At 62.9% G+C, this 24,137-nt stretch carries 20 protein-coding genes; 7 read left to right on the forward strand and 13 right to left on the reverse strand.

Features of this window, described 5'->3' with window-relative positions; all coding sequences use genetic code 11:
* Nucleotides 1-54 precede the first annotated feature (54 nt).
* From ATC00_RS18125 to ATC00_RS18130, 3 genes are all read right to left on the reverse strand, one after another.
* On the reverse strand, nucleotides 55-2,580 hold the full coding sequence (locus ATC00_RS18125) for a methyl-accepting chemotaxis protein (protein WP_064253857.1): 2,526 nt from the start codon (nucleotides 2,578-2,580) through the stop codon (nucleotides 55-57).
* 336 nt (nucleotides 2,581-2,916) lie between these two features.
* Complete coding sequence (locus ATC00_RS32980; RefSeq protein ID WP_086022794.1) at nucleotides 2,917-3,057, reverse strand: hypothetical protein; 141 nt, start codon at nucleotides 3,055-3,057, stop codon at nucleotides 2,917-2,919.
* Nucleotides 3,058-3,281: 224 nt separating this feature from the next.
* Nucleotides 3,282-4,466 (reverse strand): BaiN/RdsA family NAD(P)/FAD-dependent oxidoreductase, encoded by a 1,185-nt coding sequence (locus ATC00_RS18130; protein WP_064253858.1) that lies wholly within the window; start codon nucleotides 4,464-4,466, stop codon nucleotides 3,282-3,284.
* A 225-nt stretch (nucleotides 4,467-4,691) separates the two neighbouring features.
* On the opposite strand from ATC00_RS18130, the gene ATC00_RS18135 reads away from it, so the two are divergent.
* From ATC00_RS18135 to edd, 5 genes are all read left to right on the forward strand, one after another.
* Complete coding sequence (locus tag ATC00_RS18135) at nucleotides 4,692-6,128, forward strand: glutamine synthetase family protein (protein WP_037378694.1); 1,437 nt, start codon at nucleotides 4,692-4,694, stop codon at nucleotides 6,126-6,128.
* Nucleotides 6,129-6,144: 16 nt separating this feature from the next.
* Nucleotides 6,145-7,431: an NAD(P)/FAD-dependent oxidoreductase gene (locus ATC00_RS18140; RefSeq protein WP_064253859.1), complete on the forward strand. Its 1,287-nt coding sequence runs from the start codon at nucleotides 6,145-6,147 to the stop codon at nucleotides 7,429-7,431.
* 176 nt (nucleotides 7,432-7,607) lie between these two features.
* A complete protein-coding gene (gene zwf, locus ATC00_RS18145; protein ID WP_037378690.1) occupies nucleotides 7,608-9,083 on the forward strand; it encodes a glucose-6-phosphate dehydrogenase in 1,476 nt (491 codons plus the stop codon).
* Nucleotides 9,084-9,092: 9 nt separating this feature from the next.
* Nucleotides 9,093-9,791 carry a 6-phosphogluconolactonase gene (pgl, locus tag ATC00_RS18150; RefSeq protein WP_037378688.1) on the forward strand — a complete coding sequence of 233 codons (699 nt, stop codon included), beginning with the start codon at nucleotides 9,093-9,095 and terminating at the stop codon, nucleotides 9,789-9,791.
* A gap of 125 nt (nucleotides 9,792-9,916) precedes the next feature.
* The gene (gene edd, locus ATC00_RS18155) at nucleotides 9,917-11,737 is read left to right on the forward strand and encodes a phosphogluconate dehydratase (RefSeq protein ID WP_064253860.1); all 1,821 of its coding nucleotides are present in this window, start codon (nucleotides 9,917-9,919) and stop codon (nucleotides 11,735-11,737) included.
* A 40-nt stretch (nucleotides 11,738-11,777) separates the two neighbouring features.
* On the opposite strand, the gene ATC00_RS18160 is transcribed toward edd, so the two are convergent.
* The 6 genes from ATC00_RS18160 to ATC00_RS18185 all read right to left on the reverse strand — a co-directional run bounded on the left by ATC00_RS18160 (nucleotide 11,778) and on the right by ATC00_RS18185 (nucleotide 18,960).
* Nucleotides 11,778-12,188: a hypothetical protein gene (locus ATC00_RS18160; RefSeq protein ID WP_072596937.1), complete on the reverse strand. Its 411-nt coding sequence runs from the start codon at nucleotides 12,186-12,188 to the stop codon at nucleotides 11,778-11,780.
* A 232-nt stretch (nucleotides 12,189-12,420) separates the two neighbouring features.
* Entirely contained in the window at nucleotides 12,421-13,509 is a 1,089-nt protein-coding gene (locus ATC00_RS18165) for an ABC transporter ATP-binding protein (RefSeq protein WP_037378681.1), read from the reverse strand.
* Nucleotides 13,510-13,529: 20 nt separating this feature from the next.
* The gene (gene bglA, locus ATC00_RS18170) at nucleotides 13,530-15,185 is read right to left on the reverse strand and encodes a beta-galactosidase BglA (RefSeq protein WP_037378679.1); all 1,656 of its coding nucleotides are present in this window, start codon (nucleotides 15,183-15,185) and stop codon (nucleotides 13,530-13,532) included.
* 28 nt (nucleotides 15,186-15,213) lie between these two features.
* The gene (locus ATC00_RS18175; protein WP_064253861.1) at nucleotides 15,214-16,362 is read right to left on the reverse strand and encodes a carbohydrate ABC transporter permease; all 1,149 of its coding nucleotides are present in this window, start codon (nucleotides 16,360-16,362) and stop codon (nucleotides 15,214-15,216) included.
* A gap of 1 nt (nucleotide 16,363) precedes the next feature.
* Nucleotides 16,364-17,371: a carbohydrate ABC transporter permease gene (locus ATC00_RS18180; RefSeq protein WP_064253862.1), complete on the reverse strand. Its 1,008-nt coding sequence runs from the start codon at nucleotides 17,369-17,371 to the stop codon at nucleotides 16,364-16,366.
* Between the two features lie 230 nt (nucleotides 17,372-17,601).
* Entirely contained in the window at nucleotides 17,602-18,960 is a 1,359-nt protein-coding gene (locus ATC00_RS18185; RefSeq protein WP_064253863.1) for an ABC transporter substrate-binding protein, read from the reverse strand.
* Nucleotides 18,961-19,256: 296 nt separating this feature from the next.
* On the opposite strand from ATC00_RS18185, the gene ATC00_RS18190 reads away from it, so the two are divergent.
* Nucleotides 19,257-20,288, forward strand: a complete 1,032-nt coding sequence (locus ATC00_RS18190) for a substrate-binding domain-containing protein (protein ID WP_037378670.1) — start codon at nucleotides 19,257-19,259, stop codon at nucleotides 20,286-20,288.
* A gap of 16 nt (nucleotides 20,289-20,304) precedes the next feature.
* On the opposite strand, the gene folD is transcribed toward ATC00_RS18190, so the two are convergent.
* The gene (gene folD / locus ATC00_RS18195) at nucleotides 20,305-21,204 is read right to left on the reverse strand and encodes a bifunctional methylenetetrahydrofolate dehydrogenase/methenyltetrahydrofolate cyclohydrolase FolD (protein WP_064253864.1); all 900 of its coding nucleotides are present in this window, start codon (nucleotides 21,202-21,204) and stop codon (nucleotides 20,305-20,307) included.
* A 355-nt stretch (nucleotides 21,205-21,559) separates the two neighbouring features.
* On the opposite strand from folD, the gene ATC00_RS18200 reads away from it, so the two are divergent.
* On the forward strand, nucleotides 21,560-22,543 hold the full coding sequence (locus ATC00_RS18200; protein WP_064253865.1) for a glycosyltransferase: 984 nt from the start codon (nucleotides 21,560-21,562) through the stop codon (nucleotides 22,541-22,543).
* Between the two features lie 8 nt (nucleotides 22,544-22,551).
* On the opposite strand, the gene ATC00_RS18205 is transcribed toward ATC00_RS18200, so the two are convergent.
* From ATC00_RS18205 to ATC00_RS18215, 3 genes are all read right to left on the reverse strand, one after another.
* Entirely contained in the window at nucleotides 22,552-23,118 is a 567-nt protein-coding gene (locus ATC00_RS18205) for a hypothetical protein (protein ID WP_064253866.1), read from the reverse strand.
* On the reverse strand, nucleotides 23,118-23,486 hold the full coding sequence (locus ATC00_RS18210) for a hypothetical protein (protein WP_037423967.1): 369 nt from the start codon (nucleotides 23,484-23,486) through the stop codon (nucleotides 23,118-23,120). Before ATC00_RS18210 ends, ATC00_RS18205 begins: the two co-directional genes overlap by 1 nt.
* 67 nt (nucleotides 23,487-23,553) lie before the next feature.
* Nucleotides 23,554-24,099, reverse strand: coding sequence for a rod-binding protein (locus ATC00_RS18215; RefSeq protein WP_037378661.1), 546 nt, complete (start codon nucleotides 24,097-24,099; stop codon nucleotides 23,554-23,556).
* Nucleotides 24,100-24,137: the final 38 nt, after the last annotated feature.

The raw sequence follows: 24,137 nt of genomic DNA on the forward strand, positions 1-24,137 counted from the left end.
GCATCGAGGATGCGCGGCGTTCGGTTTATCGTGCGTTGTAGAGGAAGGACGGCCCTATGCGGCGCGATAGGCCTGGCCGGCTCCGCTCTCCGGCTCCAGGCGGAACTGCTCGACCAGCATCATCAACGTATCGGCCTGGGTGGCCAGCGCGCGGCTGGTAGCCGTCGCCTCCTCGACCATGGTGGCGTTCTGCTGGGTCATCTGGTCCATCTGATTGACGGAGCCGTTGACCTCGTGCAGAGCCGTCGCCTGATCGCGGCTCGCGGTGGCGATCATCTCGACATGCTGGCTTACGGTGACGATCTGCGCGCTGATCGAGGCGAGCACCGCACCCGTTTCCTTGACGAGCAGCGAGCCGGAACTGACCTCGTCCGTCGATTTGTTGATCAGGCCCTTGATTTCCCGCGCTGCCTCGGCCGAGCGCTGCGCCAGTTCGCGTACCTCCTGCGCCACGACCGCGAAGCCCTTGCCCGCCTCGCCGGCGCGCGCCGCCTCGATGCCGGCGTTCAAGGCAAGCAGGTTGGTCTGGAAGGCGATGTCGTCGATCACTTCGATGATCTGTTCGATCTGGCGCGAAGCATCCTCGATGCGGCCCATGGCGGCGATGGCATTGGCGACAACGGTCGCCGAGCTGTCAGCGCTCCGCTTGGTTTCGGTAACCGACTGGTTCGCCTCGTGGGCGCGCTCCGCCGAGGAACGCACAGTGGCGGTGATCTGGTCGACGGCGGCGGCCGTCTGCTCGAGCGAAGCGGCCTGTGCCTCGGTTCGCCGCGACAGCGCATCGGCGGAATGGTGCATGTTGGCCCCGCTCTGTTGGATCGCCTGGGCATTGCCGCGGATCTGCGCCAGCGTGTCCTGAAGGCGGATGAGCGATCCGTTGAAGTCCTGCCGCAGTTGCTCGAGGCGGCCGTGGAACGGCACCTCGATCTGCTGGGAGAGGTCGCCCTGGGCGAGCCGACCGAGGCCGGCGGCAAGTTCGCTGACGGCGACATCGATCTGCCGGTCGAGCTCGCGCTTATCCGCATCGTTGCGGCTGCGTTCGGCTTCGGCCCGGGCACGCTCTTCCGCGCTCTCGGCCTCGATTCGCACCTTCGAGAGGGCGTTCTCCTTGAAGACGCCGAGCGCGCGCGCCATGTCGCCGATCTCGTCACGTCGCGCATCGCCGTCGATCGCCGTATCCAGCCTGCCGTCGGCGAGCCGGCGCATGGCGGCGGTGATCTGTCCAATCGGCCGTTTCAACGTCAGCGTCAGCGCGATTCCCGCGAGCAGGGCGATCACGACGCCGGCCACGGTGGCAGCGACAGAGATCTGATTGGCTTCTTCGCGCTCGGTGCCGGCGGCGACCTTCTGCTGCTCGGCAAATCCGGTAAGATCATTCCAGATTTCATTAATCGAGGCTCCGGCCGCGTTGAATTCCACCGTTCGCTTGTCGGTGATCTCGACCAGTGAAGCGCCGTCCTTCTTCATCACGTTTATGATCGGCAAGACCGTTTCGGCCATCGCATCGAAGAAGCTCAGGTCCTTCGCGATGCCGCGCAAGGTCGTGAGGTTGGACTGAACGGCCAGGAACTTATCCAGAAGCTTCTGGCGGTTCTCCTCGGTCGTGTTGCCGAGGAAGGCGGCCGTGGCGATCTGAATATCGGTGATCGAGGCAGACAGCCGGCGCGTGGCGGTCAGGACCGACTCCGTCGCGGCGATCTTGCCGTCGAGCTCAGCGAATATCTGCGTCGCCTCGCGCATCTTTCCGACGGAGGCGGCCTCCAGGCGGAAGCTGGCATTGCGGAAACGATCAACAAATTTCGCCAGGGTGGCCAGCGTTTCGGGACCCGCCGGCGCCTTGATCAGCGCACCAATCGCCCCGGCTGCCGAATTAACCGTTTCGGCGAGCGACTTCTCGCCCTTGGGCAACAGGGTGAAGATGTCGCGCTGCGTGCGGCTGATCTGCGGGAAAAGCTCCTTTGCGACCTTCAGTTTTTCCTCGACCGTTATCGCTTTGCTGACCTCGGTGGCGAACTCGGTATAGAACCGGCTCGCGCGCATGAGCTTCTCGGCGTTGCGCAGCATCGTCTTTGCCGCATTCTCATCCTTGCGCACCTCGTATTGCAGCCGTTTCGTTTCTTCGTTGATCTTCACCTGCTCGGCGGCCAACAGCTCGAGATTGGCCTTGGTCGCCGTGCGTAGTTTCTTTTCCCCCTCGTGCAGGGTCCAGAGTTCGTCGATGCGGGCTTCGATATCGTTCGTAGCGCCGATCGCGGCGCCCAGTTCCGTCTCGCCGCTTGCACCTGCGACCTGCGCCGCCGTGTCGGCCAGGACCTCCTTCTGCGCGGCGATCGTGTCCTTGACCGCCTTGCGGCTCTCCTCGGTGGTCTCGTGCAGGAACTGGTTCATTCCGGCATAAACATCCTTGAAGCCGCTCAGCGTCTGCAGGACGCTGTTCGAGATCTCCATGCGGCCCTGCAGCAGGCCCGAGGCATAGAGGCCGGTGATACCGACCGCAGTGATGCTGACGACGAACGGCAGGATGAAGAACAGAACCTTCGTCTGGATCTTGAAGCGGGCAAGAATCCTGTCAATGAACATGGAAAACACCTTGGCTCCCAGCGCGCGTTTGGCCTCCCCCATGGCAGCTGGCGTCCAAACAGGACACCGAAGCGCCACCCGATGCGCAAACAGGCTGATGTTTTTCGGAAATCATGCGGCGCACGCCGCCAGTCCGTCGGCAATCATTGCGGGACCGCACCGCTTCTGCGGCGAGGACCTGACGGACTCACGTCATCCGCATATTCGTTTTGAACGATTAAGATTCCTATAAGCGCGGCGTACGCCCGAGGCCCGGTCGAAACCGGCGCCGGTTACTTGCGCTCGCGTCCGCGGCAAACCGCCCGCGGAATGCGTTCGATGGAGGCGAAGGAGAAATCAGAGGGAGGAAAAGATTGCCAAAGCGACGATCGCGAAAAGTGCAAGAGTGGCGGCGAAAGCGATCAGTTCGCCTTGCGCGCGGCTTTCATCGGCGCGGGCGATGGCAATAGCACGGGGACGGCGACGTTGCTGGCTCATGGCATCCTGTCCTTCCTGTTTGGCAGGACCGTTCGGGTCTTGCCATGCGCTTCATGGTGCAACCATCCCGCGGCTGAGGAAAGGCCATGAATTGGAAACAGTCTGGTCTGCGTTCTGAGACCGTACCGCCAGTCCTCGGCGGGCTGTGGAAGCCATTTGCAAAGCAGGTTCGACTATTTCCCTTAACAATGGCTGAAGAGGCAAATCACCATTTTGCCTCGCGGTTATACGTCTTGACCGGCAGCAAAGCCGGATGCCCAGGCCCATTGGAAATTGTAGCCGCCCAGCCATCCGGTGATGTCAACGCATTCGCCGATGAAATAGAGGCCGGGGATGTTCGTCGCTTGCATGGTCCGCGAGTCGAGCGCGCGCGTGTCGACGCCGCCGAGGGTCACTTCGGCGGTCCGGTAGCCCTCGGTTCCGGCCGGCTTCAATGTCCAGGCCTGGATGGAAGCCGCGAGCGCGTCGATCGCCTTGTCCGAGAGATCGGCAAGCAGGCGCCCGGCGAGCTTTGCCTCCTCGGCAAAGAACTGCGCGAGCCTCCGCGGCAGTATGTCGGCCATTGCCGTCTGCGCCGACTGGCGTCCGCTGGTGCGGCGCATGCCCTTCAGGATCGAGGCGATATCGATGTCCGGCATCAGGCGCAGGACGATCTCCGCGCCCTCGCGCCAATAGGAGGAGATCTGCAGGATCGCTGGTCCGCTCAAGCCGCGATGGGTGATGAGCACCGCCTCGCGGAAAGCCACCTTGCCGAAGCGCACCTCGGCATCGGCCGCGACACCGGCAAGCGCGCCGAGCTTCTCAAGCTGGGCCAGATCGAGCGTGAAGGGGACGAGTGCCGGCCGCGTCTCGACGACCGGCAGGCCGAACTGCTCGGCAGCTTTATAGGCAAACCCTGTCGCTCCCATCTTCGGGATCGATTTGCCGCCGCTCGCAATCACCAGCGAGGCGGCATCGATCGTCCCGGCGCTGGTGGTGACGCGAAAACCCGAAGCGGTCCGTTCCATGGCCGAAATCGCGGTCTCGAGCCGCAGCATCGCGCCTGCTTCCTTCATCTCGGCAAGGAGCATGCGGATGATGTCCTTGGCCGAGTGGTCGCAGAAGAGTTGCCCGAGCGTCTTCTCATGCCAGGCGATGCCGTGCCGCTCGACGAGGGATACGAAATCCTGCGGGCGATAGCGGGCAAGCGCCGACTTGCAGAAATGCGGATTGTCGGAAAGGAAATTCCTGGGGCCGGTGTGACTATTGGTGAAGTTGCAGCGGCCGCCGCCCGAAATACGGATCTTCTCGCCCGGCGCCTTGGCATGATCGACGACGACGACACGGCGGCCGCGCTTCCCCGCCTCGATCGCGCACATCATGCCGGCGGCGCCCGCGCCGATGATCACCACATCCTGCTTTTCGATCACGGAGAGCCCTCTTCGCGTTTCTCGCCTTCCTTTCCGGCGAGAGGCGAAAAGTCAATCGCGAAGCACTGCAGCGCCGGGCGTCTTGCAAAAGCATGAAGGATCGCTGCGGCAATTTGGGAGGCTGAATGCTTTGTCCGTAAATCGCATCCGATTTACGGACATGCAGTAGCCAATTGGCAAAGGGCGGCTATGATGCGGGCTATCCGAAGCAGAATCCGGTGAATTATGTCTTCCAAGAGAAGCGTTGCCCAACAGACAGCAAAGGTCAGCAAGAGTACAGGAGTTCCCCTCGCCCTGCATTCCCCCCGAGGTGTCAAGACGTGGAAGGAGGCGGTCGACTGGTTGAAGATCCGCGGCATCGAGGACATCGAGTGCATCACTCCCGACCTTGCCGGCGTGCCGCGCGGCAAGATGATGCCGACGTCGAAATTCACGTCCAACACATCGCTGGCACTGCCTTCGGCGATCTACCGCCACACGATTTCCGGTGAGTATCCCGAAGAGACCGGCCAGTTTCGCTACGACTCGCGCGACAGCGACATCAAGCTGGTGCCGGACCTCTCGACAATCTCCATCGTTCCCTGGGAGAGCGATCCGACGGCGCAGGTAATCTGCGATATCGTCGGCTCGCAGGGCGAGCAGATCAGCTATACGCCGCGCAACGTCCTGAAGCGAGTCGTCGACCTCTACCGGCAGAAGGGCTGGAAACCGGTCGTCGCGCCCGAGATCGAGTTCTACCTCGTCGCCCAGAACGATGACCCGGACTATCCGCTGCGTCCGCCGAAGGGCCGTTCCGGCCGCTCCATTCTCGGCGGCCAGGGCTATTCGATCGCCGGCATCAACGAATTCGACGAGCTGATCGACGACATCTACCACTTCTCGGAAAAGCAAGGCCTGGAGATCGATACGCTGATCCACGAAGAGGGGCCGGCGCAACTCGAGATCAACCTCAGGCACGGCGATCCGATCGAGCTTGCCGACCAGGTGTTCCTGTTCAAGCGCACCATTCGCGAAGCGGCGTTGAAGCACGGCATCTACGCCACCTTCATGGCAAAGCCGATGCAGGGGCAGCCGGGCTCGGCAATGCACATCCATCAATCGGTCCTCGACATCGAGACCGGCCGGAACATCTTCTCCAATCCGGATGGCGCACCCTCCAAGGAGTTCTTCTCCTTCATCGGCGGCATGCAGCACTATGTGCCGAAGACGTTGTCGATGATGGCGCCCTACGTCAACTCCTACCGACGCCTGACGCCGGACATGTCGGCGCCGGTCAACACGGCCTGGGGCTACGACAACCGCACGACGGCGTTCCGCATTCCCGTTTCGGACCCGGTCGCGCGGCGCATCGAGAACCGTCTGCCGAGCTCCGATGCGAACCCTTACCTGGCGCTTGCCGCCTCGCTCGGCTGCGGCTATCTCGGCATCATGGAGGGCCTGCAGCCGACACCACCCTCGGAAGACACTGCGAATGAGGGTGAGATCGATCTGCCACGCGGCCTGCTCGAAGCCATCTCTCTGCTCGAATCGGCGCCGTCGCTGGCCGAGGTCTTCAGTGCCGAGTTCATCGCCATCTATGCCGGCGTGAAGCGCGGCGAGTTCGAGACTTTCATGCAGGTCATCAGCCCGTGGGAACGCGAATTCCTGCTCCTCAACGTCTGATTCGAGGAGCATGTGAATGGAATGGCAAAGCCCGATCTCGCCCGGACTCTCCTGGTATGAGGCGACCGTCCCGGACAGGCCCAGCTATCCGGCGATGCCGGGATCACAGAGGGCCGACGTCGCCATCATTGGCGGCGGCTATACCGGGCTGCAGGCCGCCTTCAACCTGGCGAAAGGCGGTGCCGACGTCACGCTGATCGACGCCTGCCGCCTCGGCGACGGCGCCTCCGGGCGCAACGGCGGCCAATTTGGCACCGGTCAGCGCGCCTGGGCCGACGAGGCGGAAGAGGTGCTCGGACACGAACGGGCGCAACTGCTCTTCGACATGGCCGAGAACGCCAAGCGCTATGTGCTCGATTTCGCGGGCGCGCACGGGATCGATATCGAGTTCATGCCCGGCCAGCTCTCCGTCGGCCATAAGAGGAGCTTCGAGACCGACTATCGCCGCCATGTCGAGGCAATGGCGGAACGGTTCGGCTACCCGCATCTCTCCTTCATGAACCGGGAGGAGACCGCGCACCGGCTCGGTTCGCGCCACTACCACTTCGGCATCCGCGACACCGGCACCGGCCATATTCATCCGATGAAGCTGCTCGTCGGTCTCGCAAGGCAGGCAGCCTTTGCCGGTGCCAAGCTCTACGAACAGACGAAGGCGCTAAAGGTCGAGAAAAAGGGCGGCGCGGTCGTCATCGAGACGAACCGCGGCACGATCACTGCGGACCGGGCGCTGATCGCCTGCAACGCCTATATCGGCGATCTCGAGCCGGTGACCGCCAGCCACGTGATGCCGATCCGCTCCTTCATCGGCGCGACGCCGGTGCTGACGAACCACCCGGAGATTCTTCCGGGCGGCGAGTCGGTAGACGATTCCCGTTTCGTCGTGCGTTATTTCCGCAAATCGAAGGATGGCCGCCTGCTGTTCGGCGGGCGTGAAGCCTATACCGCCGACAATCCGCGCGACATTTCCAGCCACATCCGCCGCCAGATCCGCGAGATCTATCCGGCCCTTGCCGACATCGACATCACCCATGCCTGGGGCGGTTCGGTCGGCATCACCATGCCTCGCCAGCCCTTCTGCCGCGAGGTCATGCCGGGGGTGACGAGCATCGGCGGCTATTCCGGCCATGGCGTGATGCTGTCCAACTATTGCGGCAAGCTCTATGCCGATCTCGCACTCGGCAGAGCAACGGAACTGGACCTTCTCACGGATTTGAAGATACCGGCTTTCCCCGGAGGAACGCGCTTCCGGTCCGCCCTCCTCTTCCTCGCGCTGAGCTGGTATGCCTTGCGCGATCGGCTTTAGAGCCGCATGGTTCTGGAGCGGGTATTTGCCCAGGACCCACTCCCTGAAATGCTTCATCCACAGAGCGTCATGCTTTGGAAAAATTGGGCAGATACGATTTTGTTGCGTTGCACCCTAGCGCTTTTAAATCGATTAGATTATATCTGCCCCTGACCTGAAACAGATCGAGACATGCCATGAGTAGCCAGATCATTCCTGTCGAACCGTTTGACTATGTCGTGTTCGGCGGCACCGGCGATCTTGCGGAGCGCAAGCTGTTGCCGGCCCTCTACCACCGGCAGATCGAAGGCCAGTTCACCGAGCCGACGCGAATCATCGGCGCCTCGCGTGCTGCCCTTAGCCATGAGGAATATCGCAGCTTCGCATCCGACGCGCTGAAGGAGCACTTGAAGCCCGGCGAGTTCGACGAGGCCGAGGTGGCGAAATTCACGGCGCGGCTCTATTACATATCTGTCGACGCCAAGTCCGAGCAGGGCTGGGACGATCTCAAGAAATTGCTGGAGGACGGAAAGGATCGCACGCGGGCCTTCTATCTCGCCGTCGGGCCGGCAATCTTCGGCGATATCTCGGAAAAGATCCGAGACCACAAGCTCATCACCAAGAACACCCGCATCGTCGTCGAAAAGCCGATCGGTCGCGATCTCGCTTCGGCGACGGAGCTGAACGATACGATCGGCAAGGTGTTCCGCGAGGAGCAGATCTTCCGCATCGACCACTATCTCGGCAAGGAGACGGTGCAGAACCTGATGGCGCTGCGCTTCGCCAACGCGCTCTACGAGCCGCTGTGGAATTCGGCCCATATCGATCACGTGCAGATCACCGTCGCCGAATCGGTCGGCCTGGAAAATCGCGCCGGCTATTACGACAAGGCCGGCGCTCTGCGCGATATGGTGCAGAACCATATCCTCCAACTCGTCTGCTTCGTCGCGATGGAAGCGCCGACCTCGATGGATGCGGAAGCAGTGCGCGACGAAAAGCTCAAGGTCCTAAGAGCCCTGAAGCCGATCACCGCCGCCAATGTCGAGCAGGTTACGGTTCGCGGCCAGTACCGCGCCGGCGCATCGGCCGGCGGCCCGGTCAAAGGCTATCTCGAAGAACTCGAAGGCGGCGTCTCCAACACCGAGACCTTCGTCGCGATCAAGGCCGAGATCAGCAATTGGCGCTGGGCCGGCGTGCCGTTCTACATCCGCACCGGCAAGCGCATGGCCGGCCGCATGTCGGAGATCGTCATCACCTTCAAGCAAATCCCGCATTCGATCTTCGACCACAGCGCCGGGCGCATCTCCGCCAACCAGTTGATGATCCGGCTGCAGCCGAACGAAGGCGTCAAGCAGTCGCTGATGATCAAGGACCCCGGACCGGGCGGCATGCGGCTCAGAAACGTGCCGCTCGACATGAGCTTCGCGGAAGCCTTCGGCGTGCGCAATGCCGATGCCTATGAGCGGCTGCTGCTCGACGTCATCCGCAACAACCAGACACTCTTCGTGCGCCGCGACGAAGTGGAGGCCGCCTGGCAATGGATCGACCCGATCCTCAAGGCCTGGGAAACGGCGGGGCAGCAGGTGCAGGGCTACACCGCCGGCACCTGGGGGCCGAGCCAGGCGATCGCGCTCATCGAACGCGACGGCCGCACCTGGAACGACACGATCTAGGACCGGCCCATGAGCGAGACCCTGCATACATACGAAAACGGAGCGGCCCTGGCGGCGGGGCTTGCCGATGCCGTCAGCGCCAGGCTGGCCGCCGCGCTCGACGCTCGCGGCACGGCGAGCATCGCGGTGTCCGGCGGCGCGACGCCGAAGGCCTTTTTCCGCGCGCTGGCCGGGCGCGACCTCGATTGGAGGAAGGTGACGATCACCCTCGTCGACGAGCGGTTCGTGCCGCCCGAAAGCGACCGCTCCAATCACGCGCTCGTCGCTTCGAACCTGCTTCAGGACGAGGCGGCTGCGGCGCAGTTCGTGCCGCTCTATCATGCCGCGGCGACCGCCGAGGCTGCCGCTGCGATCGCAAGCAAGGTAACGGCTGCAATCGCTGCGCCCTTCGACGTGGTGGTGCTCGGCATGGGAACCGACGGGCATACGGCCTCGTTCTTCCCCGGCGGGACGCGCCTTGAAGAGGCCCTTGATCCGGCAACTCCCCGCGGCGTGATCACGATGGAGGCTGACGGGGCCGGTGAACCCCGCCTCACCTTTACTTTCTCAAGCCTTCAGGATGCCGGATATCTCGTCCTGCATATCGAGGGCGAGGGAAAGAGGGAGGTCCTCGCCCGGGCGCAAGCCTCGGGAGAGGAGGCCGAAATGCCGATCCGCGCCGTGCTGAGGCGGGCGGCATCGCCGCTGCAGATCTACTGGGCGCCGTAAGGCGACCGGACAAGAGACAGCAATTCAGAAGCGTTACAGCGACGCGCCGCCTTGGAACATTGCCGCTGTAAGCCGATGACAGGATAAAGACCAAGGGGTCCGAAGACTCCGGAACAGGATGTGCCATGTCCGCCGATTCCCGCATTGCCGCCATTACCGCCCGTATCGTCGAGCGTTCAAAGCCCTATCGCGAACCTTATCTGGAACGCATCCGCAGCGCCGCGGCGACCGGACCGCACCGCAGCGTCCTCGGCTGCGGCAACCTGGCGCACGGATTTGCCGTCTGTTCCCCCGCCGAGAAGGTGGCGCTCGCCGGCGACCGCGTCCCGAACCTCGGCATCATCACCTCCTATAACGACATGCTCTCGGCGCATCAGCCGTTCGAGACCTATCCGGCGCTGATCCGCGAGGCGGCTCGGGAGGCGGGTGGCGTGGCGCAGGTTGCAGGCGGCGTGCCGGCCATGTGCGACGGCGTCACGCAAGGGCAGCCGGGCATGGAGCTGTCGCTCTTCTCGCGCGACTTGATCGCCATGGCAGCCGGGATCGGCCTGTCGCACAACATGTTCGATGCGGCCGTCTATCTCGGCGTCTGCGACAAGATCGTGCCCGGCCTGGTGATCGCCGCGCTGACCTTCGGTCACCTGCCCGCCATCTTCGTTCCCGCCGGACCGATGACCTCGGGCCTGCCGAACGACGAGAAGGCCAAGGTCCGGCAGCTTTTCGCCGAGGGCAAGGTCGGCCGCGACGAATTGCTCGAGGCGGAATCGAAGTCCTATCACGGCCCCGGCACCTGCACCTTCTACGGCACCGCCAACTCCAACCAGATGCTGATGGAGATCATGGGCTTCCACCTGCCGGGCGCCTCCTTCATCAATCCCGGCACGCCGCTGCGCGACGCGCTGACCAAGGAGGCAGCGAAGCGGGCGCTGGCGATCACGGCCATGGGTAACGAATTCACGCCGGCCGGCGAGATGATCGACGAGCGGTCAATCGTCAACGGCGTCGTCGGTCTGCATGCGACCGGCGGCTCGACCAACCACACCATGCACCTCGTTGCCATGGCGCGCGCCGCCGGGATCGCGCTCACCTGGCAGGACATTTCGGAACTCTCCGACGTCGTGCCGCTGCTCGCCCGCGTCTATCCGAACGGCCTTGCCGACGTGAACCACTTTCACGCGGCCGGCGGCATGGGCTTCCTGATCAGCCAGTTGCTCAAGAAGGGGCTGCTGCACGACGATGTCCGCACCGTCTTCGGCCAGGGCCTCGAGGCCTATGCGATCGACGTGAGGCTCGGCGACAACGGCACCGTTCAGCGCGAGCCGGCGCCTGAGCAAAGCGCCGATCCAAAGGTGCTCGCGACCATCGACCAGCCCTTCCAGCATACCGGCGGGTTGAAGATGCTGACCGGCAATATCGGCAAGGCGGTGATCAAGATCTCGGCCGTCAAGCCGGAACGCCATATCATCGAGGCCCCCGCCAAGATCTTCAACGACCAGGCCGAGCTCAACGCCGCCTTCAAGGCTGGCACGCTCGAAGGCGATTTCGTCGCCGTCGTCCGCTTCCAGGGGCCCAAGGCGAACGGCATGCCGGAGCTGCACAAGCTGACGACGGTGCTCGGCATCCTGCAGGACAGGGGCCAGAAGGTGGCGATCGTCACCGATGGGCGCATGTCCGGCGCATCGGGCAAGGTCCCGGCCGCCATCCATGTCACCCCGGAAGCAAAGGAGGGCGGGCCGATCGCCCGCATCCAGGAAGGCGACATCATCCGCATCGACGCGATCAAGGGAACGATCGAGGTCAAGGTCGACGACATTGCGCTGAAGACGCGCGTGCCGGCGCATATCGACCTTTCCGAAAACGAGTTCGGCATGGGCCGCGAACTGTTCGCGCCGTTCCGCCAGATCGCCGGTGCGGCCGATCGCGGCGGCAGCGTTCTGTTTCACTGAGGCACCTGCGCCGTCGGAAAGTCCCTGACGGCTCTTGCGGTCAGCGATAGATGTCCAGCGTCCGGTTGCGGTGGTTGGGATGGGTGCTGTAGACGAAGATCCGATTTAGGTCGCGATCGCTCAACAGCCGCAGGAAGCGGGCCTCGATGAGGTTGTTGGCGTGCACCCGCTTCAACAGACAGCCGATCAGCGGAAGGCGGGCGCTCGGGATGTCGAGGTAGAAGTTCTGCGGCAGCTGGAACTTCGTCACAATGCCGATCACGGCGCTACTCTTCGACAGCTTGATGATCTCGCAGCGCCGCGATGAGAGGTTCTGCATCCCCTTCTCGGTAAATTCGATCCGCGCGTCGTTCCGCGTGTCCTCCATCGGGAAATTCGCTTCCCGATCATACATGAACGACTCTTCCTTGTTGAGAAAGTGCCGGGAGATAACGGGGGCCGCACCACTCATAGAACTCACCTTTCGCATGCCAGTTGCAGCCACGCTAACCCGTGAAATTTAACAGAGAGTTTGGGTCCAGGCCCGGTGCACAAAAAACCCGTCCGACAGCGCCGGACGGGTTGGAAGGACAGAACGAGGCCTACAGCGTCGCGCGTCTTTTCAGACGCGCAAAGGACGCTGTAACACTTTGAACCTACGCATCGTGCTTTCCGAAAATCGATCCGATTTTCGGGCCGATCCGCTAGGCGCGATAACTGCGCCCGTCGGCGTCGAAGAGATGAAGCTTCGCCTTGTCGGCGGTAAAGCGCACCTTGTCGCCGCGTCCGACCTTGAGGATGCCGGGGATCTTGGCGATGATCGGCTCGTTCTCGACGAGGCCTTCGATATAGAGCAGGGTCACCTCGCCGAGGGCTTCGACGATTGCAATCGTTCCCTCGAACAGGAAGTCCTGGCCGTCCGTCACCTCAAGGTCTTCCGGCCGCACGCCGAAGCTCGCCTTCTTGCCGTTTTCAGACGCGTTCGTCGGGATGTCGAGCGTCACGGATTTTCCGCCCGTAAGGTTCACCGTCGTCTGCGCGCCGGCTGCCGTGATCGTCGAAGGGATGACATTCATGGCCGGCGAGCCGATGAAGCGGGCGACGAAGAGGTTCGCCGGACGCTCGTAGAGCTCGAGCGGCGCACCGACCTGCTCGATATGCCCGAGGGACAGCACCACGATACGGTCGGCGAGCGTCATCGCCTCCACCTGGTCGTGGGTGACATAGATCATCGTCGTGTCGGCCATCCGCTCGCTGAGCTTGGCTATCTCGATGCGGGTCGCCACACGCAAGGCAGCATCCAGGTTGGACAGCGGCTCGTCGAAGAGGAAGACCTTGGGGTTGCGGCAGATCGCGCGGCCGATCGCGACGCGCTGGCGCTGGCCGCCGGAAAGCGCCTTCGGAAGGCGGTCGAGGAATTTCGTGAGCTGGAGGATGTCGGCTGCCGAACGGACCCGACGGTCGATCTCCTCCTTCGATTCCTTGGCGATCCGCATGCCGAAGGCCATGTTGTCGTAGACGGTCATATGCGGGTAGAGCGCATAGGACTGGAAGACCATGGCGATGCCGCGCTTCGACGGCGGCACCTCGTTGACCCGCTCGCCGTCGATATACATGTCGCCGCCGGTGATCTCCTCGAGCCCGGCGATCATCCGGAGCAGCGTCGACTTCCCGCAGCCGGACGGCCCGACGAAGACGACGAACTCGCCCTGTTTGATGTCGAGATTGATGCCGTGAATGACATCGACCGCCCCGTAGGACTTGCGGATATCTTTAAGCAGCAGGCCTGTCATTGCACCCTCCCCTCGGTTTTCTACGCCAGGCGCGCGAAGAACGCGCCCCAGGCCGGAAGACTGATCTTGTTGTCCCTTAAATCAGAGATGAAACCGTGACCGTCGAGCGGCTCGATCTCGTCGCTTGGCGATTCCGCGGCCGCAGGCTCGTCGCCCATGTTGAAGAGGCAGAAGAGCCTTTCATTGCCGTGAGTCCTGATGAAACCGAGAAGCGGTGCCCGCGTCTCGACGAATTCGATATCTCCCTTGGCGAAGGCCGGATATGCCTTCCTGAAATGGAGAAAACGGCGATAGTGCTCGAGCACCGAAGCCGGGTCGCCCTCCTGGATTGCGACTGCCTGCGGAAGGTGAGCCTCGGGAATCGGCAGCCACGGTTTCGTGCTGCTGAAGCCGCCGTCCGGCAGGCTCTCCCAGACCATCGGCGTCCGGCAGCCATCGCGGCCCTTGAAATCGGGCCAGAACTGGATGCCATAAGGGTCCTGAAGGTCCTCATAGGCGAGTTCCGCTTCCGGCAGCGCCAGTTCCTCGCCCTGATAGATGCACACCGAACCGCGCAGCGACATCAGCAGGCTGGCCAGCAGCTTGGCGTGGCCGGCGTGGTCGGCAACGTCGGAACCCCAGCGGCTGACATGGCGCACAACATCGTGGTTGGCGAAGGCCCAGCAGGCCCAGCCTTCCGGTGCGACCTTCTGGAAATCGCGCAGCACCTCGGCAACACGTTCCGGCGTCAGCGGATCCGGCGCCAGGAACTCGAAGGCATAGCACATCTGAACCTTGTCGCCGCCCGAGGTGTATTCGCCGGCGATTTCGAGACCGCGCTGGCTGTCGCCGACCTCGCCGACGGCGGCGATTGCCGGAAATTCCTCCATCACCGCACGGAAGCGCTTGAGGAAGTCCAGGTTCTCCGGCCGGTTCTTGTCGTAGATATGTTCCTGATAGTTGTACGGATTGACGGCAGGCGCGGTCGAGGCGTTGCGGCGCTCCGGCGCCAGCGCCGGGTTGTCCCGCAGCTCTCTGTCATGGAAATAGAAATTGATGGTGTCGAGGCGGAAGCCGTCGACGCCGCGCTCCAGCCAGAAGCGCTCGACGGCAAGCAGCGCCTCCTGCACTTGCGGGTTGTGCAGGTTGAGGTCGGGCTGCGACGTCAGGAAATTGTGCAGGTAATATTGCAGGCGCGTCGGATCCCAGGCCCAGGCGGAGCCGCCGAAGATCGACAGCCAGTTGTTCGGCGGCGTGCCGTCCGGCCTGGAATCGGCCCAGACATACCAGTCGGCCTTGGCGTTGCTGCGGCTGGAGCGGCTCTCGACGAACCAGCGGTGCTGGTCGGACGTATGCGACAGGACGAGATCGATCATCACGCGGAGGCCCAGCCTATGGGCTTCCGCGATCAGTGCATCGAAATCCTTGAGGGTGCCGAAGATCGGGTCGACATCCGTGTAGTTCGAGACGTCGTAGCCGAAATCCCTCATCGGCGAGGTGAAGAAGGGCGAGATCCAGATGGCGTCGGCGCCGAGCGCCGCCACATGCGGCAGGCGGGCGGTGATTCCCTTCAGATCGCCGATTCCGTCGCCGTTGGTGTCCTGGAAGGAGCGCGGGTAGATCTGGTAGATCACCGCGCCGCGCCACCAGTCCTTGTCGGCCGTCAGGATTGCGCCGGTCGTTTCAGTCTTGCTCATGCGAATTTGAAGTCCCTGTCTAGAATTGTCAGCCGCCCTTGACCGAACCCGACAACAGACCACGCACGAGGTACCGTTGCAGGGCGAAGAAGACGATCAGCGGTACGACGATGGTGATGAAGGCGGAAGCCGTGAGGATTTCCCAATTGCCGCCGCGTGAACCGAGGAGATTGACCAGACGCCCGGTCAGCACCAGCGAATCCTCCCCCGCGCCGAGGAAGACAATGGCGACGAGCAGGTCGTTCCAGGTCCAGAGGAACTGGAAGATGGCGAAGGAGGCGAGCGCCGGGAACGACAAGGGCAGGATGATCTTGACGAAGATATCGAAATCGCTGGCGCCGTCGACGCGCGCCGATTCCATGATCTCGCGCGGCAGGCCGGCCATGTAGTTGCGCAGCAGATAGATCGCCAGCGGCAGGCCGAAGCCGGTATGGGCGAGCCAGATGCCCATATAGGTCTTGGCCGGCACGCCGAAGAAAGCGCCGACGCCGTTATAGAGCTGCAGAAGTGGAATGAGCGACATTTGCAGCGGCACGACGAGCAGACCGACGACGACCGCGAGCAGGATGGCGCGCCCCGGAAAGGGCATCCAGGCCAGCGCATAGGCCGCAAAGGCGGCGATCAGGATCGGGATCACCGTCGACGGTATCGCGACCGTCAGCGAGTTGAGGAACGACGTGCCGATGCCGGCCGCACTCAGCACCTCGATATAGTTGTCGATCGTGAAGCGCGGCGGCGTGGAGGCGGTATAGAATATGCGCTGGCCGCGCGATCCTTCCATCTTCGTGTCCGAGACGATCTCGAAGCCGCCGTCCGCCTGTACGGTCAGCCGCTCGCCGTCGTTGAGCTCCGCCGTCTCGCCGGGTTTGAACTTCGCCGGCTCGCGGCTAGAAAAGCCGAAGGCGGAAATCTGGCCGCCACCTTGCCCTTCGAGCAGATTGCCGGAGATCACGAACTTGCCGTCCCGTTCGACCTGGCTATCGGCCGAAGGCGCACGCGCCACGGCGTTGCGCGACGAGGTGGCGAGCGCCGTCCACCAGCCGGAGACGGCGAGCTGGTCCTTGTCGCGGAGCGACGAGATCAGCAGGCCGGCAGTCGGCATGGTCCAGAGGAGGACGAGGAGCAGGACCGAAAGATGGACGGCCCAGGTGAGCGGAGAACGCGTCGATGGGTTCATCTCAGTGGCCTCCCGATTCCTTGGTCGCGTTGCGGATGTTCCAGATCATGATCGGAATGACGAGGATCATGATGACCACCGCGATCGACGCGCCGCGGCCGAAGTCGCCGCCGCCGCGGAACATCCAGTCGAACATCAGGTTGGCGAGCACCTGGCTCTGCCATTGGCCGTTGGTCATCGCCAACACGATATCGAAGACCTTCAGCACAAGGATGGTGATGGTCGTCCAGACGACGGCGATCGTCCCCCAGATCTGCGGCACCATGATCTTGAAGAAGATCTGCCAGCCATTGGCGCCGTCGATAACCGCCGCCTCGATGGTCTCTTCCGGAATGCCGCGCAACGCCGCCGAGAGGATGACCATGGCGAAACCGGTCTGGATCCAGATGAGGATGACCATCAAAAAGAAATTGTTCCAGAAAGGCAGGGTGATCCAGGCCTGCGGCGCGCCGCCGAAAGCGACGACGATGGCGTTCAGCAGGCCGATCTGTTCGGAGCCCTCGGCGCGGTAGTCGTAGATGAATTTCCAGATGACGGCGGCGCCAACGAAGGAGATCGCCATCGGCATGAAGATCAGCGTCTTGGCGATATTGCCCCACCAGATACGATCGGTCAGCGCGGCGATGATCAGGCCGAAGAAGGTCGAGAGCGCCGGCACGACCAAGAGCCAGAGGAAATTGTTGAAGATCGACTGGCGGAATTCACCGTCGCTGAGCATCCAGTCGTAGTTGCGCGCCCCGACGAAATTCTGCCCGCCCCTGTCATGGAAGCTCAACCAAACGGACTGGACCACCGGATAGATGAGATAGATCGTCAGCGCGAACAGGGCCGGCGCCAGGAACAGCCACGGCCGGATCGCGTTGGTGATCCTGAGATTGCGGGAGGCGGCAGCTCCTGACAGCCCCTTCGAGGGAAAGATCCAATCGAGAATGAAATTGGTGGCCCAGAAATAGACCGCGCAGGCCAGGACACCGGCTATCATCGTCACAATGGCAGCGATAAGCTGCATGACACATCCCTCCCCTCAAACGCTTCCGGAACCGGACGTTCCAGGCGCATTGCACGACGGCGGCTTCCACATTTTGTTGGGATGCCCGCCTACGGCGCCGTGCGTCTTATCGGACGCGCAAAGGTCGCTGTAACCCTTTGAGCTGCCGCATGCTTTACGGAAACATGCAGCAGGCAGGCTGGTCCGAAGAAGAATGGCGGCGGACCGGCATTGGTCCGCCGCCGCAGACCTTATTTGATGGCGTCCCAGGCCTTCTGGACACCAGCCGCGACGTCGGCCGAGGACTTACCGCCGACATAGTCGACCATGCCGGTCCAGAGCGCGCCAGCACCGATCTTGCCGGGCATCAGGTCCGAACCGTCGAAGCGGAAGGTCGTGGCGTTGAGCAGGATCTCGCCCTGCTTCTTCAGCGGCGGGTTGCCGTAGACATCGACATTGACGCTCTTATAGGGCGTCAGGAAGCTCGTCTGGGCCATCCAGACCTCGTGCGCGATCGGCGTCTTCAGGAACTCGATGAAGGCGCGTGCAGCCGGTGTATCCTTGGTGATCATCGCAAGCGTACCGGCGCCGAGCACCGGGTTGCCCAGCTCCTTCTTGCTCTCATAGGGCGGCATGTAGAAGAAGTCGGCATCCTCGCCGACCACCGTACCCTCCGGGAAGAAGGAGGGGATGAAGGAAGCCTGGTGGTGCAGATAGCACTTCGGCGGCGAGGCGAAGAGACCCTTCGGACTATCGCGGAAATCGGTGGAAGCAACCGCTGCCGCGCCGCCGTCGACGAACTTGTCGTTTCGCGCAAACCAGCCGAACTCATCGATAGCGCCGATCACTGCGGGGTCCGTGAAGGGAATCTCGTTCTTGACCCATTTGTCATAGACCTCGGGCGACTGCGTGCGCAGCATCAGGTCTTCGACCCAGTCCGTCGCCGGCCAGCCGGTGGCGCCGCCCGAGCCGAGACCGATGCACCAGGGCTTCTCGCCGTCAGCCGCAATCTTTTCGGTCAGGGCCTTCAGCTCTTCCATAGTCTTCGGCACTTCGTAGCCGGCGTCCTCGAAGTTCTCCGGGACGTACCAGACGAGCGACTTGACGTCGATCTTATAGGGGAAGGCATAGAGCGCCGCGGTGCCGTCCTTGCCGTTATAGGTGGAGAGGTCGACCCAGGACTGACCGGCGGCGTAGTTGTCGAGCAGCCATTGCTTGGTTTCGTCGCCGAGCGGCGTCAGGAGGCCCTTCGCGGCGAGGTCGGCGATCAGGCCCGGCTGCGGAAGGATCGCCACATCGGGCGGGCTGCCGGCCTGGGTGTCGATGACGATCTGCTGTTCGTAGTTCTCGGAAGAGGAATACTTGACCTCGACGCCCGTCGCCTCGACGAAATAGGCAAACACGCTCTTGAACAGAGCCTCGTCCTCGCCTCGCCAGGGACCGAAGATCGTCAGCGTCTGGCCCTTAAGGTCGTGCCCCTTCTTGAACTCCTCGAAGCTTCCCCAATTGAACTTCGATTCCTCGCCCGGCTTGAACTTCAGGTCGGCAGCGCTGGCGGCCCCTGCAAGCAAAGCGAGCGCAGCGACGCCAATCAGCAATGATCTCTTCACGGTCTGGTCCTCCCCAAAAAGAAACCCGGGCGTTGCGCCGCGGGTGGATCGTCAAGGCGCATGATTCAAAGCGCTTTGAGTTTGCCAACACTCCATTGCCGCCGCGAAAGAGTCAAGAGCTTTCCTCCGGTCGCTCGCTGCACCGCAATATTTTGCCTTGCGGCATGGTTTTGCAGCGCAAAATGGCGGTTTCCTGCTTTTTCCTGCGCAGAACGGGTGGTATCAGGACAAGTGAGCGCTTGCCCAAAGGAACTAAATAAAGTGGATATCCAAAGCGCTTTGAGAGGAAATCGGCCATGGCGGTCAATCTGAAGCAGCTGGCGGAGATCCTCGGTCTTTCCCAAACGACCGTCAGCCGCGCACTCAACGGCTATCCGGAAGTCAACGCGGAAACACGGCAAAGGGTGTTGCAGGCGGTGCGGGAGACCGGCTACCGGCCGAATCGTGCCGCCCAGCGGCTGGCAACCGGCAAGGCCTATTCGATCGGGCTCGTCATGCCGATCGCGGCCGGCATCGATTCGGACATCCATTTCGGCGAGTTCCTCGCCGGCCTTGCAGAGGAGTCGGTGAAGCACGACTTCCATTTCGTCCTCAATCCGAGCGCGCCGGACGACGAGGAGGCAACGTTCCGGCGGCTGGCGGCAAGCGGCAATGTCGACGCGGTGTTCCTCGCCTATATGCGCCCCAACGATCCGCGCATTCCCATGCTGAAGGCGCTCTCGATCCCCTTCGTCGTCCACGGCCGGTCGATCGGAGGGCCGCGCGACTATCCGTTCCTCGACGTCGACAACACCCAGGCCTTCTACGACGCCACCAAGCTTCTTCTGCAGCTCGGCCATCACCGGATCGCGCTGATCAACGGGCCGGACTATCTCGCCTTTTCCATCCGCCGGAAAAAGGGGGTGACGCGGGCGCTCACCGAATGGGGCCTCGGCCTCGACGAAGAACTCGTCCATCATTCGGTGATGGCCGACGAATACGGCTATCGAAGCATGCAGCACTTTCTTGAACGGCCCGACCCGCCGACGGCGGTGCTTTGCTCAAGCACGGTGCTGGCGCTCGGCGCGGTGCGCGCGATCAACCGGGCGGGGCTGGCCATCGGCAGCGACATCTCGGTCATCGCCCATGACGACGTCCTGCCGATGCTGAAGCCGGAGAACTTCAGCGTGCCGCTGACGACCACCCGCTCATCGCTGAGGGCTGCCGGCGCGCGCATCGCGACTCGGCTGATCGGCGGGATCATCGGCCGCGGCGACTATCCGGAACAGGAACTCTGGCGCGCCGAGCTGATCGTGCGCGCTTCGACCGGACCCGCCCCGGGCCGGTAGAGACGGAACTTCGTCGTCAGAACTTCGGCGGCTTGCGACCGGCCCTGCGGTAGGCGGCGATGATCGTGTTCGCCATCAGCATGGCGATCGTCATCGGCCCGACGCCACCCGGAACAGGCGTGATGACGCTTGCGACCTTGGCACAGTCCTCGAAGGCAACGTCGCCGACAAGCTTCGTCTTGCCCTCGCCGCGCTCCAGCGCCGGGACGCGGTTGATGCCGACATCGATGAGCAGCGCGCCGGGTTTCACCCAATCCGCCTTCACCATTTCCGGCCGGCCGACCGCCGCGACCAGAATATCGGCGTTGCGGCACACGGCCGGTAGATCCTTGGTGCGCGAATGTGCGGTCGTCACCGTCGCATTGGCAGCGAGCAGCAGCGCCGACATGGGCTTGCCGAAGAGATTGGAGCGGCCGATGACGACGGCGTTCAGCCCGGAGAGGTCTTCCCCATGGGTACGGCGCACGAACACCATAGCGCCGGCCGGGGTGCAGGAGACCAGACCGCCCTCGAGATCGCCGGTCGCGACCTTGCCCGCATTGACGACATGCAGCCCGTCGACATCCTTTTCAGGGAGGATCGACTGGATGATCGGTTCCGATTGCAGATGTTTCGGCAGCGGCAGCTGGACAAGAATGCCGTGGATCGCCGGATCTGCATTGAGTTCGGCGACGAGCGCCGCCAGCTCCTCCTGCGAGGTCGCCTCGGGCAGCGTGTGCTGGACGGAGAGGAAACCGCATTCCTTGGCCATCCGGCTTTTCGCCGACACATAGGCATGGCTCGCCGGATCGTCGCCAACGATGACCACCGCGAGGCCGGCCCGGACGCCTGCCTCCGTCTCCAGCGTCCTGGTGGCGGATTTCACGGTTTCGATGACCGAAGCGGCAACGGCCTTGCCATCAATCACAGTCGTCACGGCGTATCTCCCGGTTTGTCCTCGACGCGCCACACTCTAGCTGGCGCCGCTTTGCGCAATTGCCTGCAAGCGCCCTATGCTGTTCCAAACGCATAAATGCAAGGGCCCAAGGGAACCGCAACGCCATTCGGCGCATTTCCTTGCACCGTTGAAAGGCCGGGCGTTCCGTTGACGGGAGCTTGAGAGTTCGATCGCATGGCAGGCGGCCGCTTGGACCCACTCGCGAGGGATCGTCACCGGCCCCGTCGGAATCACGCGGGCCAGTCACGCTCCGGCCGCGAACGTGATAGACTCACGTTCCGATTCACTTCGAAGATTGTTTTATTGCTTGCCTTTAGCTGCGCGGGTTTTGTCTATGTCGCCGACCGGTGAGGATATTTCGATCCACTTCCAGAGCGAACGGGAGAATGCGGCGGATATTGAGCTCGTCGTCGTGGTCCCGACCTGGCGCCGCCCGGACCATCTCGTCAAGACGTTGAAGACCATCGTCTCTCAACGGCCCGACGTTCCGTACGCGACCGTGGTGGCTGAAAACGATCCGAACGGTCTTGGCGGTGCCGAAGCGGCAAAGCGCTTCTTTCTCGAACACCGGTCGGATTCGACGGTGATCGTCGCCCATCGGCGAGGTCACAGCCATGCATGCAATGCCGGTTGGGCAGCAGCCCTCGACAACTATCCGAACCTGCGCGCCATAGCTGTGATCTACGACGATGCGGTTGCCGCTCCCGAATGGCTGGATGGCCTTGTTGCCGTTCAGGAGGGCCACGCGGCAGACATCGTCGGCGGGCCGCAGCTACCGGTCTTCGAAGATCCGGATGCGCAGAAATGGAAGCATCATCCCATCTTTTCGCCCCACTACGATGCCACCGGGCCGGTGCCGCGGCTATTTTCCGCCGGCAACGTCCTCATCACGCGAGCGGTGCTCGATGCCATGCCGCGGCCGTTTCTGAACCCGGCCCTCAATTTCGCCGGCGTCGGCGACGGGGATTTCTTCAATCGATGCCGGGCGAAGGGCTTCTCCTTTGCCTGGGCGGCAGAGGCTTGGGTGGCGGAAACAGTTCCGCGAGACCATACGACCGCCTCCTGGATCCGCGCCCGCAGTCTCGAACAGGGGGCGATTTCAACGCTGCTCGAACATCAGCGAGACGCGACGTTCGCCGGGCGGTTGCGAACGCTCGGCAAATCGGTCGGGCTGATCGCAGCGTCGCTGCCGCGCGGCCTCAAGCTATGGTCGGAAACCGGCCTTGCCATGGCAAGCCTTTACCCCTTCCATGTGGCGGTCGGTCGACTGACGGCCAGGATCGGCCGTGCCGATGAACAGTACCGCGGAAGGACTTGAGTACGTCCTCAGTGGCCGCTTGTCGCCTTCACCGCTCCTTCGGGGATTTTGTCGGCAGCGACCTTGCCATTCCTGTCGACGACGGCGACCGGCTCCTTATAGGGCCTGTCCTCGCCATTCGCGGCGCGCTTCATGTCGTCCTTGCCCAGATATTCGAGCTGTTCGACCAAGACTTCGGTGATGACCTCGCCCCCGAGCTTCGTGTTGAGGCCGTCCTTGACGGCGACCTTGAAGCTCGGCAGGTCGAAGCTGCCGGTGTCGGCGACATCGACGAACCGCGAGCCGACGAGCATGTCGTAGAGCTCGTCGGTCACGATCTGGCGAAGCGGTGCGTGGAGCTTCGCTATCCCTTCCCGCGTCGCCGAAAAGGACAATTTTGCCAGGAAGTAGCCCTGGACCGCGCCGTCCTCGATCACCGGGATGGTGATGATCTCTCCCGGAACATATTCCTCCGATGCCCGCCTGTCGGCCTCGGCGTCCGAGAGAACAGGCGCCGAGGCGTACTGCATCGAGAAATAGACGGATCCGAGCGTCACGGCGCAGACCCAAACCCCGGTGAGGACAAGCTTCAGCATCAGAAATCGCTATAGCGGAATTGCGCTTCGGTGTAGATGCCGTCCGCATCGGCGTCCTGAGCGGCGGTCTTCAGGAGATCGACGACCGAGCGCACGGCTTCGAGATGCGCTTCGACCTTCTGGGCGTTGAGCTTCAGCTTCTGCCTGAGATGGCGCGTCTGCGATGCGAAGGACGGCGAGATTTCGCCCGGCCCGGCGGCTCGATGCAACATTGTCAGTTCGTAAAGGCAGCGGCTCTTGTGCGCGTTCGACGTCTTGATGTCGAATTTCGGGTCCACGCCGATGCGGCTGTTCTCGTTGTCGATGATCATCTCCAACCGGCCAAGAACGTTCTGTATCCGCAGATCGTGGGATGCCACAGCTTCCATAAATCAACTCCCGAATTATGCGTTTCAGGGAAGGCAGCCTACAAAGGCGCAAGCCGTCCCGACCAAATTATGCCTGGTTCTTCTTCTCGTCGGCGGTCAGCAGCCCGGCATTGCGCTCGAATTCGTGAACCATGCCGGCGGCGAGGTTGCTCGTATCGTCGTCAAGCCGCGCATTGGCGCGTTCGGCCGGATCGCTGCCGACCATCCGGTCGGCTATGCCGATGCCGCCGCCGTCAGCCAGCACGTTGGCAATCTGCTCCGCCATCATGCCTTTCCAGACCTCGCCTGACGTGCCCTTGCCGAAGACGTTCTCGCTTTCGCTCGGCAGCATCGACTTGACGAAATTCTGCAGCACCATCGCCTCGAACTTGCGGTAGGTCTCCGGCACCTTCTTCGGTTCGACCCGGTTGCCGATGTCGCCGAGACCGGTCGATCCATCCGAGGAATTCAGCACCGAAACCGCAGCGGCGAAGCCCTTGCCGTTTTCCGCAAGGCTTGTGGCCTGAAAGGCGGCGCGATTGGACTTGAGCCGTGCCTGCGCCTCCTGGACTTCCGCCGGATCGGCCGCGCGGACGACGTCCAACACCAGATCGCTGGGCGGGGAAATAGCCATGTCAGATCCTCTCGAGGCGGCTGCCCTCTGTCTTGTCA

Origin of the sequence: Sinorhizobium americanum (genome assembly GCF_001651855.1) — a bacterium.
Lineage (GTDB): Bacteria > Pseudomonadota > Alphaproteobacteria > Rhizobiales > Rhizobiaceae > Sinorhizobium > Sinorhizobium americanum.

Bases quoted from the DNA above. Each gene is read 5' to 3' on its own strand.
- ATC00_RS18180 (WP_064253862.1), bottom strand. From the start codon at position 17,371: ATGCAGCTTATCGCTGCCATTGTGACGATGATAGCCGGTGTCCTGGCC.
- ATC00_RS18140 (WP_064253859.1), top strand. From the start codon at position 6,145: ATGGAATGGCAAAGCCCGATCTCGCCCGGACTCTCCTGGTATGAGGCG.
- ATC00_RS18165 (WP_037378681.1), bottom strand. From the start codon at position 13,509: ATGACAGGCCTGCTGCTTAAAGATATCCGCAAGTCCTACGGGGCGGTC.
- pgl (WP_037378688.1), top strand. From the start codon at position 9,093: ATGAGCGAGACCCTGCATACATACGAAAACGGAGCGGCCCTGGCGGCG.
- zwf (WP_037378690.1), top strand. From the start codon at position 7,608: ATGAGTAGCCAGATCATTCCTGTCGAACCGTTTGACTATGTCGTGTTC.
- ATC00_RS18175 (WP_064253861.1), bottom strand. From the start codon at position 16,362: ATGAACCCATCGACGCGTTCTCCGCTCACCTGGGCCGTCCATCTTTCG.
- ATC00_RS18160 (WP_072596937.1), bottom strand. From the start codon at position 12,188: ATGAGTGGTGCGGCCCCCGTTATCTCCCGGCACTTTCTCAACAAGGAA.
- bglA (WP_037378679.1), bottom strand. From the start codon at position 15,185: ATGAGCAAGACTGAAACGACCGGCGCAATCCTGACGGCCGACAAGGAC.
- ATC00_RS18190 (WP_037378670.1), top strand. From the start codon at position 19,257: ATGGCGGTCAATCTGAAGCAGCTGGCGGAGATCCTCGGTCTTTCCCAA.
- ATC00_RS18205 (WP_064253866.1), bottom strand. From the start codon at position 23,118: ATGCTGAAGCTTGTCCTCACCGGGGTTTGGGTCTGCGCCGTGACGCTC.
- ATC00_RS18200 (WP_064253865.1), top strand. From the start codon at position 21,560: ATGTCGCCGACCGGTGAGGATATTTCGATCCACTTCCAGAGCGAACGG.
- ATC00_RS18215 (WP_037378661.1), bottom strand. From the start codon at position 24,099: ATGGCTATTTCCCCGCCCAGCGATCTGGTGTTGGACGTCGTCCGCGCG.
- ATC00_RS18135 (WP_037378694.1), top strand. From the start codon at position 4,692: ATGTCTTCCAAGAGAAGCGTTGCCCAACAGACAGCAAAGGTCAGCAAG.
- ATC00_RS32980 (WP_086022794.1), bottom strand. From the start codon at position 3,057: ATGAGCCAGCAACGTCGCCGTCCCCGTGCTATTGCCATCGCCCGCGCC.
- edd (WP_064253860.1), top strand. From the start codon at position 9,917: ATGTCCGCCGATTCCCGCATTGCCGCCATTACCGCCCGTATCGTCGAG.
- ATC00_RS18125 (WP_064253857.1), bottom strand. From the start codon at position 2,580: ATGTTCATTGACAGGATTCTTGCCCGCTTCAAGATCCAGACGAAGGTT.
- ATC00_RS18210 (WP_037423967.1), bottom strand. From the start codon at position 23,486: ATGGAAGCTGTGGCATCCCACGATCTGCGGATACAGAACGTTCTTGGC.